The organism is Promicromonospora sp. NPDC059942 (assembly GCF_042731755.1).
GTDB lineage: Bacteria > Actinomycetota > Actinomycetes > Actinomycetales > Cellulomonadaceae > Promicromonospora.
In genome coordinates, this window is the sequence record NZ_JBHWLR010000007.1 from 314,336 (window position 1) to 331,245 (window position 16,910).

At 71.7% G+C, this 16,910-nt stretch carries 13 protein-coding genes and 3 tRNA genes; 13 read left to right on the forward strand and 3 right to left on the reverse strand.

What is annotated here, in order from left to right; translation table 11 throughout:
* Positions 1-159 precede the first annotated feature (159 nt).
* Positions 160-735: a dCTP deaminase gene (dcd, locus tag ACFV9Q_RS14260; protein ID WP_377228204.1), complete on the forward strand. Its 576-nt coding sequence runs from the start codon at positions 160-162 to the stop codon at positions 733-735.
* Between the two features lie 120 nt (positions 736-855).
* A complete protein-coding gene (locus tag ACFV9Q_RS14265) occupies positions 856-1,977 on the forward strand; it encodes a hypothetical protein (protein ID WP_377234944.1) in 1,122 nt (373 codons plus the stop codon).
* 63 nt (positions 1,978-2,040) lie between these two features.
* Here the strand turns inward: ACFV9Q_RS14265 and ACFV9Q_RS14270 are convergent, their stop codons facing one another.
* Both ACFV9Q_RS14270 and ACFV9Q_RS14275 read right to left on the reverse strand, forming a co-directional pair.
* Entirely contained in the window at positions 2,041-2,673 is a 633-nt protein-coding gene (locus tag ACFV9Q_RS14270) for a bacterial proteasome activator family protein (RefSeq protein ID WP_377234945.1), read from the reverse strand.
* Between the two features lie 94 nt (positions 2,674-2,767).
* Positions 2,768-3,745: an NAD(P)H-quinone oxidoreductase gene (locus tag ACFV9Q_RS14275; RefSeq protein WP_377234946.1), complete on the reverse strand. Its 978-nt coding sequence runs from the start codon at positions 3,743-3,745 to the stop codon at positions 2,768-2,770.
* Positions 3,746-3,887: 142 nt separating this feature from the next.
* Here ACFV9Q_RS14275 and ACFV9Q_RS14280 point away from each other — a divergent pair, with 142 nt between their 5' ends.
* From ACFV9Q_RS14280 to ACFV9Q_RS14300, 5 genes are all read left to right on the forward strand, one after another.
* Positions 3,888-8,009, forward strand: a complete 4,122-nt coding sequence (locus tag ACFV9Q_RS14280) for an ATP-binding protein (RefSeq protein ID WP_377234947.1) — start codon at positions 3,888-3,890, stop codon at positions 8,007-8,009.
* A 36-nt stretch (positions 8,010-8,045) separates the two neighbouring features.
* On the forward strand, positions 8,046-8,495 hold the full coding sequence (locus tag ACFV9Q_RS14285; protein ID WP_020017525.1) for a roadblock/LC7 domain-containing protein: 450 nt from the start codon (positions 8,046-8,048) through the stop codon (positions 8,493-8,495).
* Between the two features lie 10 nt (positions 8,496-8,505).
* Positions 8,506-8,916 carry a DUF742 domain-containing protein gene (locus ACFV9Q_RS14290; RefSeq protein WP_020017526.1) on the forward strand — a complete coding sequence of 137 codons (411 nt, stop codon included), beginning with the start codon at positions 8,506-8,508 and terminating at the stop codon, positions 8,914-8,916.
* A gap of 172 nt (positions 8,917-9,088) precedes the next feature.
* Positions 9,089-9,727: an ATP/GTP-binding protein gene (locus tag ACFV9Q_RS14295; RefSeq protein WP_377234957.1), complete on the forward strand. Its 639-nt coding sequence runs from the start codon at positions 9,089-9,091 to the stop codon at positions 9,725-9,727.
* Between the two features lie 118 nt (positions 9,728-9,845).
* Positions 9,846-9,930, forward strand: a tRNA-Ser gene (locus ACFV9Q_RS14300).
* Positions 9,931-9,997: 67 nt separating this feature from the next.
* Here the strand turns inward: ACFV9Q_RS14300 and ACFV9Q_RS14305 are convergent.
* Positions 9,998-11,719 carry a GMC oxidoreductase gene (locus ACFV9Q_RS14305; RefSeq protein WP_377234948.1) on the reverse strand — a complete coding sequence of 574 codons (1,722 nt, stop codon included), beginning with the start codon at positions 11,717-11,719 and terminating at the stop codon, positions 9,998-10,000.
* Positions 11,720-11,958: 239 nt separating this feature from the next.
* Between ACFV9Q_RS14305 and ACFV9Q_RS14310 the strand changes: the two genes are divergently transcribed.
* From ACFV9Q_RS14310 to ACFV9Q_RS14335, 6 genes are all read left to right on the forward strand, one after another.
* Positions 11,959-12,050: transfer RNA gene (locus ACFV9Q_RS14310), tRNA-Ser, on the forward strand.
* 186 nt (positions 12,051-12,236) lie between these two features.
* Positions 12,237-12,309, forward strand: a tRNA-Arg gene (locus tag ACFV9Q_RS14315).
* Positions 12,310-12,666: 357 nt separating this feature from the next.
* Positions 12,667-13,461 (forward strand): IclR family transcriptional regulator C-terminal domain-containing protein, encoded by a 795-nt coding sequence (locus ACFV9Q_RS14320; protein ID WP_377234949.1) that lies wholly within the window; start codon positions 12,667-12,669, stop codon positions 13,459-13,461.
* 72 nt (positions 13,462-13,533) lie between these two features.
* Complete coding sequence (locus tag ACFV9Q_RS14325) at positions 13,534-14,727, forward strand: thiolase family protein (RefSeq protein ID WP_377234950.1); 1,194 nt, start codon at positions 13,534-13,536, stop codon at positions 14,725-14,727.
* Positions 14,724-15,437, forward strand: a complete 714-nt coding sequence (locus ACFV9Q_RS14330; RefSeq protein ID WP_377234951.1) for a 3-oxoacid CoA-transferase subunit A — start codon at positions 14,724-14,726, stop codon at positions 15,435-15,437. Before ACFV9Q_RS14325 ends, ACFV9Q_RS14330 begins: the two co-directional genes overlap by 4 nt.
* The gene (locus tag ACFV9Q_RS14335) at positions 15,434-16,114 is read left to right on the forward strand and encodes a 3-oxoacid CoA-transferase subunit B (protein WP_377234952.1); all 681 of its coding nucleotides are present in this window, start codon (positions 15,434-15,436) and stop codon (positions 16,112-16,114) included. The genes ACFV9Q_RS14330 and ACFV9Q_RS14335 overlap by 4 nt, the downstream gene beginning before the upstream one ends.
* Positions 16,115-16,910 lie beyond the last annotated feature (796 nt).

Genomic DNA, 16,910 nt, shown 5'->3' on the forward strand with positions numbered 1-16,910 from the left:
GACCGGCAGTTGGAGGGGGGGCGCTTGCTCGCGGAGGGGGACGCTGCCGCCTGGTGAGGGGGCGTTGTCGTCCCGGAGGGGAGGGCGCGGCCCGGGGGGGGAACGGCGCCGCCCCCGGATGGGGCGGCGCCTCCGCGCGCCGCCCAGTACCGTATCCGGGTGCTCCTCTCCGACCGCGATATCCGTGCCGAGCTCGAGGCCGACCGTGTCGTCCTCGACCCGTACGACGCGTCGATGCTGCAGCCGTCGAGCATCGACGTGCGCCTCGACAAGTTCTTCCGGCTGTTCGACAACCACAAGTACCCCTTCATCGACCCCGCGACGGACCAGCCCGAGCTGACCCGGCTCGTGGAGGCCGACAACGGTGAGGCCTTCGTGCTGCACCCGGGGGAGTTCGTGCTCGGCAGCACCTTCGAGGCGGTCACGCTGCCCGACGACGTCGCGGCCCGCCTGGAGGGCAAGTCCTCCCTCGGCCGGCTCGGTCTCCTGACGCACTCCACGGCCGGCTTCATCGACCCCGGGTTCAGCGGGCACGTGACCCTGGAGCTGAGCAACGTCGCGACGCTGCCGATCAAGCTGTGGCCGGGCATGAAGATCGGCCAGCTCTGCTTCTTCCGGCTCTCGTCGGCCTCCGAGCACCCGTACGGGTCGGACCTGTACGGATCCCGCTACCAGGGCCAGCGCGGCCCGACGGCGTCCCGCTCCTCGCAGAACTTCCACCGCACGACGGTGTGAGCGGGGCGTGACGGTCGAGGCCCCCGGGCAGTCCCGCCGGGCGCCCCGACGGGCGTTCGCCGGGAGGTAGGCTCCGGATGCCCGGCGCGGACCGGGCACCCGGACCGAGAAGGGACCCCGATGGCCGCTCCCCAGCTTCCTCTCCTGCCGCGCACGGTTGCGCAGGCGCACCAGGCCCGGCACGTGCTGACCGTGCCCGGTGACGTGGAGCTGGACGAGATCGAGGTTCTCGCGCTCTCCCGGTTCTCCGCCACCCGCTGGGACGTGGTCCCGGCCGGGATCCTCCCGGGCAACGTGGCCGGCGCCCCGCAGGGCCGCCGCGCCCAGGGCCGGGAGCCGGGCGTGCTGCGGGTCTCGCGGCACGCGGTGATGAACGGGCCGTACCAGCCGGTGGGCGACGGGTTCGACCTCGGCGTGCCGCCGGGCGCCGAGATGGCCTTCGACATCGTCTGCCACCGGGAGCGCGGCGAGCCGCCGTTCCCCGCGGGCGACCGCGACGGCGTTGGGCGGGCGTTCGCCGCCGCCATGCCCGAGCGCGAGGAGCGCCGCCTGATCGAGTGGCTGGTCGCCGTCGCGCGGCGCCTCGGCGGCTCCCTCCGCCTGGACGTGGGCGGCCTCTGGGACACCGCCCCGGACGGTCCGACGACGCGGCCGGGCGCCGGCGTCGTGCTGACCCCTGACGCCGGGGCCGCGATCGACATGACCGTCTACTCCGACGTCTGGCTCGACCCGCAGGCCGCGCACGCCATCCTGCAGAAGGTGCACCCGCGTGCCCGGCTGCACATGGACGGCAAGGAGTGGGGCGGGCCGCCCGACGGCATCGCCGACAAGCCGCTCTACCGGGGCGAGACCATGGACCCGGAGCTGCGCAAGAAGCTGCACGCGGCCGCCGACGAGTACGACATCAAGGCGCTCACCGGCCCGCGCGTGCTGGACGGGTACGGCCTGGTGGTGGAGCTCGACGTCGACGGCATCGTCTCGGTCGAGATCAGCGGCGAGGAGAAGCTGCCGCGGCTGCTGCGCGGCCTGCCGTGGGCCGAGCAGGGCGCGGTCTGCTACTGGGTGCACTGGGAGCCCCAGGACCTCGTGGAGTCCCAGCGGGAGTTCCCCAACATGGAGCTGCGGATCGCCCGCAAGCGCGCCGCGGAGCTGGTGGCCCGGCTCGCGAGTGCGATCCACGGCGCCGCCGGCGGTGAGATCGCCGACGAGGACGGCTTCCTCGTGGACCCGGTCGACCTGTAGGCGCCCCGGCCTTTACCCGCCGCGCTGCCTCCGGGGATCGCACCCCGGAGGCAACGGCGGAGGTCAGAGGTACTGGCCGGGGGTTCGGCGCTCGCCCGACTCGTCGTCCGAGGCGCCGGGCAGGGTGGGCCCGCCCGGGCCGGCCGGGCCGAAGGCGCCGGTTCCGGGCGGCAGCGCGCGGCGCATCTGCGAGAGCTGCGCCTGCGCCGCCATCTGCTGCGCGACGAGCGCCGTCTGGATGCCGTGGAACAGGCCCTCGAGCCAGCCCACCAGCTGCGCCTGCGCCACGCGGAGCTCCGCGTCGGACGGCGCGGAGTCGTCCGAGAACGGCAGCGTGATGCGGTGCAGCTCGTCGACCAGGTCGGGGGAGAGCCCGTCCTCGAGCTCGTGGATCGAGCGCTCGTGGATCTCGGCGAGGCGGGTCCGGGCGGCCTCGTCGAGCGGGGCGTCCCGCACCTCGTCGAGCAGCCGCTTGATCATGCCGCCGATGCGCATGACCTTGGCCGGCTCCTCGACCTGGCCCACGACGGCCTCGGCCTCGTCGACCTCGCGCTCGTCGCCGGCGCCCTCGGGCTCGCGCTCCGGCGGCACGGCCGCGCCGTCGGGCGTCACCACCTGAGGGTGCGCGGCATGGGTTTGGTCGCGGTGGTCGTCGGGTCGCTCGGCGGACTGGGAGGTGGCTCGCTCGTCGTTCATGGGTCCAGTCTTGCCCGAATCGCCGGTCGCCTGCATTGCATTACCGGGTGGGGAACGAAATTGTCGGCCATGCCTATATATAGGCACGCGTTGATCAGGGGACCAGGAGCACTTTGCCGAATGCCTCTCCCGACTCCAGCAGATCGTGTGCCGACTGCGCTTCCGCGAACGGGATGCGAGCGTGAATCACCGGCCGGACCTGGCCTGAGGCGAACAGTGGCCACAGGTGTTGTTCGGTATCGGCGACGATGCGCGCCTTCTCCTCGGGAGGGCGCGACCGGAGCATGGTCCCGGAGATCGTGCCGAGCCGGGAGAGGAGCGCGCTGAGGTCCAGCTCGCCGCGCCGCCCCTGCTGCATGCCGATGACGACGAGGCGGCCGCCGCGGGCCAGCACGCGGACGTTGTCGCCCAGGGCGCCCCCACCGAGCAGGTCGAGCACGACGTCGGCCCCGCGGCCGCCCGTGGCGGAGCGGACCGCCTCGACGAAGTCCTCCTGCCGGTGGTCGACGACGACGTCGGCACCGAGCTCGGCGCAGCGCGCCGCGCGTTCCGGGCCGCCCGCCGTCGTGGCGACGTGGGCGCCGAGCGCCTTGGCGACCTGGATCGCGATGCTGCCGATGCCGCCGGAGCCGCCGTGGACCAGCACCCACTCGCCGCGGCGCAGCCGGCCGACGTCGACGAGGTTGTTCCAGACCGTGCACCCGGCCTCGGGCAGAGCTGCGGCGTCGACCAGGTCGATGCCGTCCGGCACCGGGAGCACCTGGGTCTCCCGGACCGCGACCTCCTCCGCGTATCCGCCGCCCTCCAGCAGCGCGACGACCCGGTCCCCGGCGCGCCAGCGCGACACGCCGTGTCCGACACGCTTCACAGTTCCGGATATCTCAAGACCCGGCCAGTCCGGGGCATTCGCCGGAGGGGGGTAGTATCCGGCCCGTTGTAGCAGGTCAGCACGGTTCACTCCGGCGGCGGCGACGGTGATCACCACGTCGCTTTGGCCAGCATTCGGGTGGTTCAGGGATGAAATGGAGAGTTTCCCTGATGGCCCCGGTCCGGATATCGTGACGGCTCGCACATCGATGAAGCCTACTTCCGTGTGGCCTCACGAAGGTCGCCAGCGGAAACCGGGTGCCGGTAACTTGTACGCAGCACCGAGGGGTGTTCGGCGGGCACCACGCACGCCACCCCTTCCGGATCAGTGATGGAGAGAGGTACGCATGTTCCGCAGGTTGGGAGTGCGCGGGAAAGTTCTTGCGACACTGGTCACGCCTGCCGTCGTCCTGGTCATCGCTGCGGCGTACATCATCGGCCTCTCTGTGGCCGACGCGATGCGCGCGCAGCAGACCGCTGATCTCGTCGCAGCGCTCGAGTACCAGGACCAGGCAGGCACGGCGTTCGCGCAGGAGCGGGCGTACAACATCGTCGCGATGATCGACAGCAGCGCGACGGGTGACCAGGCCCGCGTCGCCCTGCTGCGCGGAACCCCGGAGATCGGGGAAGACGGCAAGCAGGTGATGGACAAGGACGGCAACCCGAAGTGGTCCGCCCCGGCCGCCCAGGCGCAGACGATCACGGCCCTCGACGCCCGTGACGACGAGCTGCTGGACATCGACATCTCGATGCTGGACCAGCGCGTCAAGGACGCGGTCACGCAGACCATCGAGGACCGCGCGGCCATCACCGACGTGCAGAAGAAGGTCGCCGAGGGCCGGCTCACCGAGCAGGTCGCGACCGACGCCTACGGGACGTACATCGACGGCGCCCTCGAGGTGATGGACGCCATCGCGGACACCTCCGAGGACCGCGACCTGGGTACCCGCCTCGAGGCGTACCACTCGATCGACCAGCTCATGCTGACCAACACCTACGAGCGCCCGATCGTCGGCCTGACGCTCGGCGTCGTGGCGCACCACCCGCAGGGCGAGGCCGCCGCCAGGTCCCTGGCGCTCCGCGCCGCCGACCTGGTGAACCTGGGTGACCGCGAGTGGGACAGCACGCAGGACCTCTTCGACCGCATCCCCGGCGAGTACCAGGTGCCGGGCATGGACGGCGTCTACGGCACCGTCCGCGGCTACGTCGCACGCGGTGACCTCACGTCGATCCAGCCGGCCCAGGCCGACGCGTTCCAGGGCGAGTCCGCGAAGTGGGTCGAGGAGAGCCGCATCGTCCGTGACGCCGTCCGCGAGGACACCGCGGGCTTCGCCCAGGAGCGTGCCGACGTCGCCGCGAACCGTGCCTACCTCACCGGTGGCGTCGCGATCGCGGCCCTCGGCTTCTCGGTCATCATGGCCCTCGTCATCGCCCGTCGCCTGGTCTCCCCGCTGCGCCGCCTGACCCAGGCGGCCGGCGTGGTCCGTGACCGCCTCCCCACGCTGGTGGAGCAGGTGTCGGTGCCCGGCCAGGGGCCGAGCATCGACCTCGACCCGATCACCGTCGAGTCCTCGGACGAGATCGGCCAGCTCGCCGCGGCGTTCAACGACGTCAACAGGACAACCATCGACGTCGCCCGCGAACAGGCCGCCCTGCGCGGGTCGATCGCCGAGATGTTCGTCAACGTGGCCCGCCGCGACCAGGTGCTCCTGAACCGGCAGCTCGCGTTCCTCGACGACCTCGAGCGGTCCGAGGAGGACCCCTCGACGCTGTCGAACCTGTTCCGCCTCGACCACCTCGCGACCCGGATGCGGCGCAACGCGGAGTCCTTGCTCGTCCTCGCGGGCATCGACTCCGGTCGTCGCGTCCGCCAGCCGATGCCGGTCTCCGACGTCATCCGTACCGCGTCGTCCGAGATCGAGCTGTACGACCGGGTCCGCCTCAACCTCGTCGTCGACCCGATGATGCTGGGCCACAACGCGCTGAACGCGGCGCACCTGCTGGCCGAGCTCCTGGAGAACGCGACGATGTTCTCCGAGCCCCACACGCCGGTCGAGGTCACCACGGCCCGTGACGAGCAGTTCGTCACCGTCGTGGTCCGCGACCACGGCCTCGGGATGAACCCCCAGGAGGTCGCGGAGGCGAACCGCAAGGTCCTCAGCCATGCCGCGTCCGACGCCGTGGGCGCCCAGCGCCTCGGCCTCTACGTGGTCGGCCGCCTCTCGGACCGCCTCGGCGCCCAGGTGGCGTTCGGCCCGGGCGAGGGCGGCACGGGTACCGAGGTGACGGTCCGCTTCCCGGCGGTGCTGTTCATGCCGGACAACGCGATGCCGCTGCCCATGCCGACCGACCCGCTGGAGGCCAACACGCAGGCGGCCGCCTCGCAGTTCAACGGCGGCATCGCCACCGGCCCGGGTACGGGCGCGATGCGGGGCGCGGGTGCGCCCACCAACGGCTTCGGCTCGCCGGCCGTGACGGCGGCGGCCCCGGCCACCACGTCCGTGCCGCAGCAGGGCGGCATGCCGGTCCCGACCGGTACGTCGCAGATCGCGGCGGCCGCGTTCGCGGCCCAGCCGGCCCCGGTCGCGCAGCCGGTCGACCTGAACGCCCTCACCGACGGCACGACGGCGCTCGGCCTGGCCCGGCGTCGTAGCTCGACGGCGGCCCTCCCGGTCGCGGAGACGACGCCGACCGGCTCGATCGTGCTGCCGGAGATCCAGACCCCGTCGCTCCCGCAGGGCTACCAGGCCGACGACAACGCCTGGGCCCCGCCGTCGAACGTGTCCGAGGGCAGCTCGCTCCCGAGCCGCCAGCGTGCCCAGCAGCCGGTCGAGCCGGTGGCCCCGGTCTTCGAGGACACCACGCCGGCCGCGGTCGACGTGGACCAGCGCAGCGCGCTGTTCTCGAGCTTCCGCTCGCTGAACACGATCGATCCCGTCGAGGGCAGCACCCAGTCGCTCCAGCTCGACCCGATCACGCAGGACCCGGCGGCACTGCCCGGCATGTCCGACACCGACGTGATGCGGTTCCCGGCGGCGGGCGGTGGCAGGCCTCCTGCGGCTCCTGCTCCGGCGCAGAGCTTCGGCGTACAGCCCGAGCGGTTCGGCGGGTTCCAGGACGAGCCGCAGTCCCAGGGCTTCGGGGCGGAGGCCCCGGAGGGCCCCGACTCGTCGTTCGAGGCGCTGCCCGCGTTCGAGGAGCTCATGGCGGACCTCCCGAGCCGTCGCTCGACGGCCTCGGGCGCCCAGCAGGGCAAGCCGGCCCAGAAGCGGGGCCTGTTCGGCCGCCGCCCGGGCCAGCCCGCCACCGGCGAGCTGCGGGCCTACCAGCCCCAGGAGCAGCGTCCGGCGTCGCGTCCGATCCAGACCGTCGCGAGCCCCGTGGCCGGCCCGCCGACCTTCGGCGCCCCGGTCGTGCCCGCCCCGAACGTCGAGACGCAGGGCTTCCCGACGCAGGGCTTCCAGGCACAGGGCTTCGCCACGCAGAACTTCCCGACCCAGAACCTCCCGGCGCAGAACTTCCAGGCACCGAGCGGTCCGCCCCAGGGCAACCCCGCTCCGCCGACCGGGGCCTTCCCGGCGCAGGCACCGGAGGTTCCCGTCGCGGACCCGACGTACCAGCGGGGTTACCAGGAGGGCTACCAGAAGGCGGTCCAGGAGTCGCTGACGTCGGCGCTGCCGGCTCTGCCGGCCCCGCCCGCGGGTGGCACCGTCCCCCTGCCGGCCGCGCAGGCTCCGGCCCCCGGAACCAACCCGTTCGTGGACGCGGCGCCCCGCGCGGCCGCCGCTCCGCCCGCTCCGGCCCCCGCGGCTCCCGCCCCCGAGCGCGTGCCCACCTCCTTCGCGTCGGCACCGGCCACCCAGGCCGTGCCCGTGGCGGACGTGCAGCAGGCCTTCGAGCAGCAGTCCTTCGAGCCTCCCGCCCGCGAGTTCAGCGAGCCGTACCCGACGGGCGCCGTGTACGACCCGTCGTACGGTTCGCCGGCCCCGCTCGCCAAGCGAGCTGCCGGGACCGACGGCGACGGGAAGGACCCCCTAGACCCCGAGTACGTGCGTGACTCGGTGGAGGCACGGTCGGAATGGACCGCCTCGGCAGTGCTCTACGAGGAGATGACGAGCCTTCTCCGTCGAGGGGCTTATCAGGAAGATGATGTGAAAGAGAACGACTCGTACCGTCCGGCAGCCGTCAATACCGAGGTTGCCAGTGGTGGGCTGACCCGCCGTACCCGCGGTGCCTCCGGCACCGGTGCGGACCCAGCTGTCGAGCGGCTCTCGGCTCGCATCGACCGTGATCCCGAGCAGCTTCGCTCACGTCTCTCGGCGTTCCAGTCGGCCACCGCGCGTGGCCGGTCGGAGTCCGTGGACGAGGGCAATTCGGAGCACGAGAACGGCAAGAACGGCGGTGGGGACTCGACGTGGGCACCCTCGACCGTGAATCATGTCCCTGACTCAGCGCCGCAGTCGCGGTGACAAGCGCGTCTGTGGATTCTGACTAGGAGGAACAGAGTGACCCTCAGCACCGAAGCAACCAATTTCGGTTGGCTGCTCGACAACTTCGTGCGTACCGTTCCCGGCAGTCGGCACACGCTCGTCGTGTCGGCAGACGGACTGCTCATGGCGATGTCCGACCAGCTCGACCGCACCAGCGGCGACCAGCTCGCGGCGATCGTCTCCGGTATGTCAAGCCTCACGCGTGGAGCTTCTCGGCAGCTCAACGGCGGTAACGTCCGTCAGGCGATCATCGAGATGGACAACGGCTTCCTCTTCCTGATGAACGTCTCGAACGGGTCCGTGCTCGGCGTCGTCGCGGAGGCCACGTGCGACATCGGCCTCATCGGCTACGAGATGGCTCTCCTGGTGTCGCGCACCGAGGCCACCCTCACGCCGCAGCTCATCTCGGAGATGCGTGGCAGCCTCCCGGTCGATGGGCAGACCCGAGCCGCCAGCGTGGGATGAGGACTCGACCATGACGTACGCACCTTTCGGTTCCCAGGGGCAGGGGGACGTCCGTGAGACGTCCACCGTGCGCCCCTATGCGGTCACCGGAGGCCGGGTGCGGTCGGAACTGTCCGACCTGCCGCTCGAGGCCCTCGTGGAGGTTCTTCCCGGGGCAGTCAGCAGTTTCGGACTGCCTCCCGAGAAGCGCGCGATCCTCCAGCACGCCGCGCACACGTACGTGTCGATCGCCGAGCTCTCGGCCCTTCTGCGGCTGCCCCTGGGTGTCGTCCGGATCCTTGTGGCGGACATGCAGGAGGAAGGGCACGTCACCGTGCACACCTCGACACCGGTTAACGTCCACACAGGCCACGGCAGCTCGAACTCGGGCCTGTCGCTGAGCGTCTTGGAGAGTGTTCTTAATGGCATTTCCGCCCTCTGACGGCGGGGCCCGCAGCGGTCCCAACTGGGCCCCGGTGTCGGGTAACGCCGGCACTGCGACCGCTTCCTCGAACGCGCCCGCGCGCCAGAGCGTGCTGGGTGGCGGCGGTGGCGCCGCGGCGCCCACCGCTCAGGCGTCCCGTCCGGCGCAGGCTCAGCCCGCGCCGCCGGTGATGCAGCAGGCGCCGGCGGCCAACGCCGGCGCGCAGTCCGCCCCGGGTGCGCAGCCTGCGGCCGAGCGCACCGCGCCGACCGTCGTCAAGATCGTCGTCGCCGGTGGCTTCGCGGTGGGCAAGACCACGTTCATCGGCTCGATCTCCGACGTGGAGCCGCTGAACACCGAGGCTGCCATGACGGAGCACTCGGTCGGCGTGGACGACGCCGGTGGCGTCACCGACCGCAAGACCACCACCACGGTGGCCATGGACTTCGGCCGCGTCGAGCTGCCGGGCAACCTGTGGCTGTACCTGTTCGGTACGCCGGGCCAGGACCGCTTCCTCTTCATGTGGGACGACCTGGTGCGCGGTGCGATCGGTGCCGTCGTCCTGGTCGACACGGACCGCCTGGAGCAGTGCTTCCCGGCCATCGACTACTTCGAGTCGCGCAACATCCCGTTCGTCGTGGGCGTGAACTGCTTCGACGGCGTGGCCAAGCACCGGCTCGAGGACGTGCGCGAGGCGCTGCAGATCCCCTCGCACGTGCCGATGCTGTACACGGACGCGCGTTCGCGTGCGGCGACCAAGCAGACGCTGATCGCACTGGTCCAGCTCGCGATGCGCCAGCTCCGCTCCGGCGCGCAGGCGCAGGGCTGAGTCGCTCTCCAGCACTTCGCGGACGGCGGGCCACCCTGGGGGCGGCCCGCCGTCGCTGTCCTGCCGGACGTTAGACTGTGGGGCCGCGCCGGCCCCCCTGCGGGGGTGAACGGCGCGAGGAGGGCTGACAGAGCGGCCTAATGTGACGGTCTTGAAAACCGTTGTGCGGCAACGCACCGGGGGTTCGAATCCCTCGCCCTCCGCAGGGCACAGGACGACGGCCGGGATCCAGTGGATCCCGGCCGTCGTCCTTCTTGTATGCCCCCGGGCTCAGGAGATCCCCACGATGGGCAGGCGCAGCGCCGCGGGAGCGGCCTCGGGCACCACCGGGGCGGCCGGACGCACCGGCTCGACGGGTCGGTAGGCCGACCCCAGGGCAGGCCGGCCGTCCTGGTCGCCCGCGTTGGGCCACAGCGCGCACGCCCGCTCGGCCTGCGCCGTGATGGTGAGCGACGGGTTCACCCCGAGGTTCGCGGTCACGGCCGAGCCGTCCATGACGTGCAGGCCCTCGTGGCCGAACATGCGCAGGTACGGGTCGACGACGCCGTCCGCGGCGTCGGAGCCGATGGCGCAGCCCCCGAGGATGTGCGCGGTCAGCGGGATGTTGAAGGGGTCGCCGATCGTGCCGCCCGCGATGCCCTCCACGCCGTCGTCGCCCATCTTGTCCGCCATGCGGCGCACCGCCTCGTGGCCCTCCGGGATCCAGCTCGGGTTGGGTGCGCCGGTGCCCTGCCGGGAGGTCATGTACCGGCCGAACGGCGACCGCCGGGTGAGCGTGGTCAGCGAGTTGTCGTGGGCCTGCATGACCAGGGCGATGACCGTCCGCTCGGACCAGCGGCGCCAGTCCATCAGCACCGGCAGCCACCTGAGGTTCTTGCCCATCTCACCGAACCAGCGGAAGAACCGGTGCGGTCCGCCGTCGACCAGGATGTGCTGGAGCGCCGCCATGACGTTGGAGCCGTGGCCGTAGCGCACGGGCTCGATGTGGGTGCTCTCGTTCGGGTAGAACGACGACGTGATCGCGAGCCCGCGCGAGTAGTCGGTCGAGCCGACCTTGTGCGTCATCGCGCCCAGCAGCGCCTCGGAGTTGGTGCGGGTGAGGTGCCCGAGCCGGTGCGAGAGGCCCGGCAGCGTGCCGGCGTCCTTCATGGCGTGCAGCAGGCGCTGCGTGCCGAGGGTGCCGGCGGCGAACACGACCTGCTTCGCCGTGAACGTGCGCCGCCCGGCCCACCTCCTGCCGGTGCGGTGGGTGCGGATCTCGTAGCCGCCGCCCTCCGTCTCTGCCCGCGGCCGGACGACGTCGGCCGTGGTCAGCGGGTGCACCTCGGCGCCCGCGCGCTCCGCGAGGTAGAGGTAGTTCTTGACCAGGGTGTTCTTGGCGCCGTGCCGGCAGCCGGTCATGCACTCGCCGCACTCGATGCAGCCCGTCCGCTCCGGTCCGGCCCCGCCGAAGAACGGGTCGGCGGCCCGGCGGCCCGGCGACGGCGCCTCCGCGCCGCCCGGCCCGAAGTACACACCCACCCGGGTGGGCCGGAACGTCTCGCCCACGCCCATGTCGTCCGCGACGCCCCGGATGACGTCGTCCGCGGGCGAGCGGCCGTGGTACCGGACGACGCCGAGCATGCGCTCCGCCTGGTCGTAGTACGGCGCGAGCTCGGACTTCCAGTCGGTGATGTGGGACCAGGCGGAGTCAGCGTAGAAGGGGTCCAGGGGGCGGTAGAGGGTGTTGGCGTACACCAGCGACCCGCCGCCCACGCCCGCGCCCGTCAGGCACAGCACGTTGCGCAGCAGGCGCACGCGCTGGATGCCGTAGCACCCCAGGGCCGGCGCCCAGAGGAACTGCCTGAGGTGCCAGGAGTTCTTGGCGAACTCGTCGTCCTCGAACCGGCGGCCCGCCTCGAGCACACCCACCCTGTAGCCCTTCTCCGTGAGGCGGAGGGCAGCAACGCTGCCGCCGAAACCCGAGCCGATCACCAAGACGTCGTAGTCCATGACCGCGAATGTACCCGTTATTGACGCTGTATGAAATACGCTGCCGGACGCCGCCCGGACCCAGGCGAGGGCGTCCGGCGCACGTCCCGGGCCGTCTCGGCTCGGAGGGAAAATCGGCAGGATCTCGCGGATGTCGCCCTGTCCCGCGTGCTGCCGGCCGTCCCACTTTGCTCAGGTCGCCGTGCGCCAGGTAGCCTGGGCCGCGCGGCATCGCCCTGCCTGGGTAGAAGCTGTCGCGAGGAGACGTCGCATAGTCAGGTCTAGTGCGCCACCCTGCTAAGGTGGTAACGGGGCAACCCGTTCGAGGGTTCAAATCCCTCCGTCTCCGCCAGGAAGGTCCCGGCCGCGCGTGACGCCCGGGGCCTTTTCTGTGAGAGGCTTCGGCACGCAGGTTCAGGGCTGTGACGGAGTTCTCGTCGGGAAGCGCGGATTTGAGTTTGGGCCCGCGCCGAACAGGCGGTAATGTTCTCGTCGGTCGGCCGTGTGAACGGCAGGCAGACAGCAGTTGGTACGACGAGCGCCCGTAGCTCAACGGATAGAGCATCTGACTACGGATCAGAAGGTTGGGGGTTCGAATCCCTTCGGGCGCACAGCAGGAACGAGGCCCCGGCCAGCGGAAACGCTGACCGGGGCCTCGTCGTTTTCCGGTGTACGTCGCGACGCCGGAACACATCGCGATCCGGTCACGGTCGAGACCGGCGCCACCGAACCATTGACCGGGCCTCCGGCACATCGCTACCTTCACTCGCGGCACACCCGTTCGGAGAACGACCAGGGTTGCGGGCGTCGGGGCTCAACGGTGCGTTCCGCCGTCGGACCAGGGGAGGCCCGGGCGGGCGTGCTGCCAAAGGCGCAGTTCCCAGGACGCACGGGGCGACCTGGTGCGGGCGACCGGATGCTCGGCCAGGATGCGAGGCGGACGCGCCGACGGCATGGAGGAACCCGAGATGAGCGAGATCGCGCAGGACGGCGGAACCCGGTCGGGTGAGTTCGTGCAGTCCCTGGAGCGTGGGCTGGCCGGGATCCGCGCGTTCGGCCCCGAGCGGGCGCGGATGACCCTGAGCGAGGTGGCCCGCGAGGCCGCGCTCAGCCGCGCGGCGGCCCGACGCTTCCTGCACACCCTGGTGGAGCTCGGCTACGTCGTCACGGACGGACGCGTGTTCGCCCTGCGTCCCCAGGTGCTCGAGCTCGGGTACGCCTACCTGTCGAGCCTGACCCTGCCGGAGGTGGCCCAGCCGCACCTGGAGCGCCTCGCGGAGGACGTCGGGGAGTCGTCGTCGGTCGCGGTGCTCGACGGCGCGGAGATCGTCTACGTCGCCCGGGTCGCCACGCACCGGATCATGTCGGCTGCGATCCAGGTGGGTACGCGGTTCCCGGCGTCCGCCACCTCCATGGGGCGCGCGGTCCTGGCGCACCTGCCCCACCGCGACCGCGACGACTTCCTGGGCGCCGTCGCCCTGGAGGCGCTCACCCCGCACACGATCGTCGACCGGGACCTGTTGCGCGCGGAGCTGGACCGGGTGCGGGGTCAGGGCTGGGCCCTCGTCGACCAGGAGCTCGAGGAGGGTCTGCGGTCCCTGGCGGCACCCCTGCGGGACCGGGCCGGCCGCGTGGTGGGCGCGGTGAATGTGTCCGCCCCCGTACGCCGTGGTGCCGTCGACGAGCTGGTGTCCGAGTTCCTGCCGGCACTGCTGCGCGCGGCCGGCGAGATCGAGGCGGATCTGGCCCGTACCCGCGCCTGAGCCCGGCTGTTACGGTGGGCGTACGCATACGGAACTTGTGTGCGCACTGCGAACGGGCAGAGGTGTGGATCGATGGGACAGGCATTCGTCTACGACGCCGTGCGGACACCCTTCGGCCGCTACGGCGGCGCTCTCGCGGGGGTGCGGCCGGACGACCTGGCGGCCTTCGTCGTCGGCGAGCAGGTGCGCCGGGCGCCCGGGCTGGACCCCGCTCGGATCGACGACGTGATCCTCGGCAACGCGAACGGCGCCGGCGAGGAGAACCGGAACGTGGCGCGGATGGCGGTGCTGCTGGCCGGGCTGCCGCTGTCGGTACCCGGGGTGACGGTCAACCGGCTGTGCGGCTCGTCGCTCGACGCCGCCGTGCAGGCGGCCCGTGCCGTGGAGACCGGCGACGCCGACGTCGTCGTGGCCGGCGGGGTCGAGTCCATGAGCCGCGCGCCGTGGGTGCTGCCCAAGCCGGAGCGGGCCTACCCCGCGGGAGGCGCCGAGCTGGTGTCGACCACGCTGGGTTGGCGCCTGGTCAACAAGCGGATGCAGCCGGACTGGACGGTCTCCCTCGGCGAGGCGACCGAGCGGCTGCGCGAGAAGTACGGCGTCACGCGTGAGCGGCAGGACGAGTTCGCCCTGCGCAGCCACCGCCTGGCGCACGCGGCCTGGGAGGCGGGCCGCTACGACGACCTGGTCACCGCCGTGCCCGGGACGGACCTGCACCGTGACGAGCCCGTCCGCCCGGACGGCACCCTGGAGAAGCTGGCCGCGCTCAAGCCCTCCTTCCGGTCGGACGGCGGCACCATCACCGCTGGCAACGCCTCCCCGCTGACGGACGGCGCCAGCGCCGCCCTGATCGGCTCCGAGGCGGCGGCGGGCCTCACCGGCCTGGAACCGCTGGCCCGGATCGCGGGCCGTGCCGCGGTCGCGAACGAGCCGCAGGACTTCGGCTACGCCCCCGTGGCAGCCGCCGAGCGCGCGCTCGCGAAGAGCGGCATCGGCTGGGCCGACGTCGGCGCCGTCGAGCTCAACGAGGCGTTCGCCGCGCAGTCGCTCGTCTGCGTCGACGCGTGGGACGTCGACCCGGAGATCGTGAACGCCTGGGGCGGCGCGACGGCGCTCGGGCATCCGCTGGGCGCCTCCGGCACCCGGATCCTCGGCACGCTCGCCCGCCGGCTGGTCGTCGAGCGGCAGCGCTGGGGAGTGGCCGCGATCTGCATCGGCGTCGGCCAGGGTGTGGCCGTGGTCCTCGAGAACGCGCGGGCCGCCGCATGACCGTCCAGGTGGCGCCGACCGCCCTGGAGGCGGTGGGCGACGTCGCCGACGGCTCGACCGTGATGATCGGCGGCTTCGGGCCGGCAGGGCAGCCGGTGGAGCTGATCGAGGCACTCCTGGAGCAGGGCGCCGCCGATCTCGTCGTCGTCTCCAACAACGCGGGCAACGGCGAGGACGCGCTGGCCCGGCTGATCCTGGAGCGCCGGGTGCGCAAGATCGTGTGCTCGTTCCCGCGGCAGGTGGACTCGTGGCACTTCGACGCCGCGTACCGCGCGGGCGAGATCGAGCTGGAGCTGGTGCCGCAGGGCAACCTGGCCGAGCGGATCCGGGCGGCCGGCGCCGGCCTCGGCGGCTTCTTCACGCCCACGGGCTTCGGCACGCCCCTCGCCGAGGGCAAGGAGACGCGCGTGGTCGACGGCGTCCCGATGGTCTTCGAGTCGCCGCTCCCTGCCGACGTCGCGCTGGTCAAGGCCTTCCGGGCCGACGGCGTCGGGAACCTCGTCTACCGCAGGACGGCCCGGAACTTCGGCCCCGTCATGGCCACGGCCGCCCGGCGGACCGTTGCGCAGGTGCGGGAGGTGGTGCCGGTCGGGTCGATCGACCCCGAGACCGTGGTGACCCCCGGTATATACGTCGACGCCGTCCTGGCGATCGACAGCGTGACGACGCTGGCGGGCGCGCAGGCCGGAGCCCGGGGTTCGGCCTCATGAGCGCCGAGACGGTCCCGCCGGGCTCGCGGAGCGGGTCTCCTCTGTCCAGGGCGCAGCTGGCGGCACGGGTGGCCGCCGACATCGCGCCGGGCTCCTACGTGAACCTGGGCATCGGCCTGCCGACGCTCGTGGCCGACCACCTCCCCGCCGGCTCGGGCATCACGCTCCATACGGAGAACGGGTTGCTCGGGATGGGCCCGTCGCCGGAGCGGGACGCCGCGGACCCCGAGCTGATCAACGCGGGCAAGGTCCCCGTGACCGAGCTTCCCGGCGCCTCGTACTTCCACCAGGCCGACTCGTTCGCCATGATGCGCGGCGGACACATCGACGTGTGCGTGCTGGGGGCGTTCCAGGTGTCGACGTCGGGGGACCTCGCGAACTGGTCCACGGGCCGGCCGGGGGCGGTGCCCGCGGTGGGCGGAGCGATGGACCTCGCGGTGGGCGCCCGGCGGAGCGTCGTCATGATGACCCTGCTGACCAAGGACGGTCAGCCCAAGCTGGTGCCCGAGTGCACGCTGCCGCTCACCGGGGTGGGCTGCGTGTCCCGTGTCTACAGCGACATCGCGGTGATCGACGTCGGACCCGGGGTTCCGGGCGGCGGGGCCGCACGCGTCGTCGAGACGTACGGGGTCACGCACGGGGAGCTCGAGGAGCTGCTCGGGCTCCGCCTGGGCTAGCGGCAGGCGCTTGCGGCTTCCGGCTGCGTGGCGCGGCCGTGCCGGCGACGCCGTGCTTCTGCCCTTCAGGGCGGATGGCGAAATCTGAACCAAAGATTACGCAGACATGGCCGACCGGGAGAGTTCTTGGTCTACGCCCGGGCAACGAGCCGCGGACGGGGGCCGATGGGCCGGTCTGACATGGCTCCGGCGCGTGCGGACCTGATGCCCTCTTGGAAAAACACCTGGTGAACAGCGCATCTGTGTCAGCCGTCACGCGCCCTGGCTTTGACGGCTCCTGCGGGCTGACGTAATGTTCTCGTTGTTCGCCCGGCAGGGAGGTACGGACAGGAAACGCGAAGAGCGTGACTGGCCGGTCCCGGGGCGGGAACCACTCCAGATCTTCGAGGTAGCTTCGTGCGCTTCGTTTCTGGGGTGGGCTTGCCGAACAGGCGCCTCGATGTAGGGATCCTGACCAGGATGCTTGCGCCGGGGAGCGTGGTAGGGTAAGTTACAGAGGTTGCCTCCGAACGAGGATGACGCGGTGCGAGTCGCGGTCCGGTTCGGATGGTTTCCCTTCCTCTGCAGATCATCAGGATTCGCGTTCTGAATGGTCGGCGAAAAATGGGATCAGAATTCCTTCGGTTGCTCGAAGAATTCTCTCGGCCCAGCGGGCCGGCGGGGATTTGGAAAAGTCCGAAAGGGCCTGGTAAGTTTAAGTCACTGCCCCGGACAGGGAAGCGAACAAGAAGAGTCGCTAATCTGACGGTGTGCGTCGGTTGTTTGAGAACTCAACAGTGTGCTTGATAGTCAATGC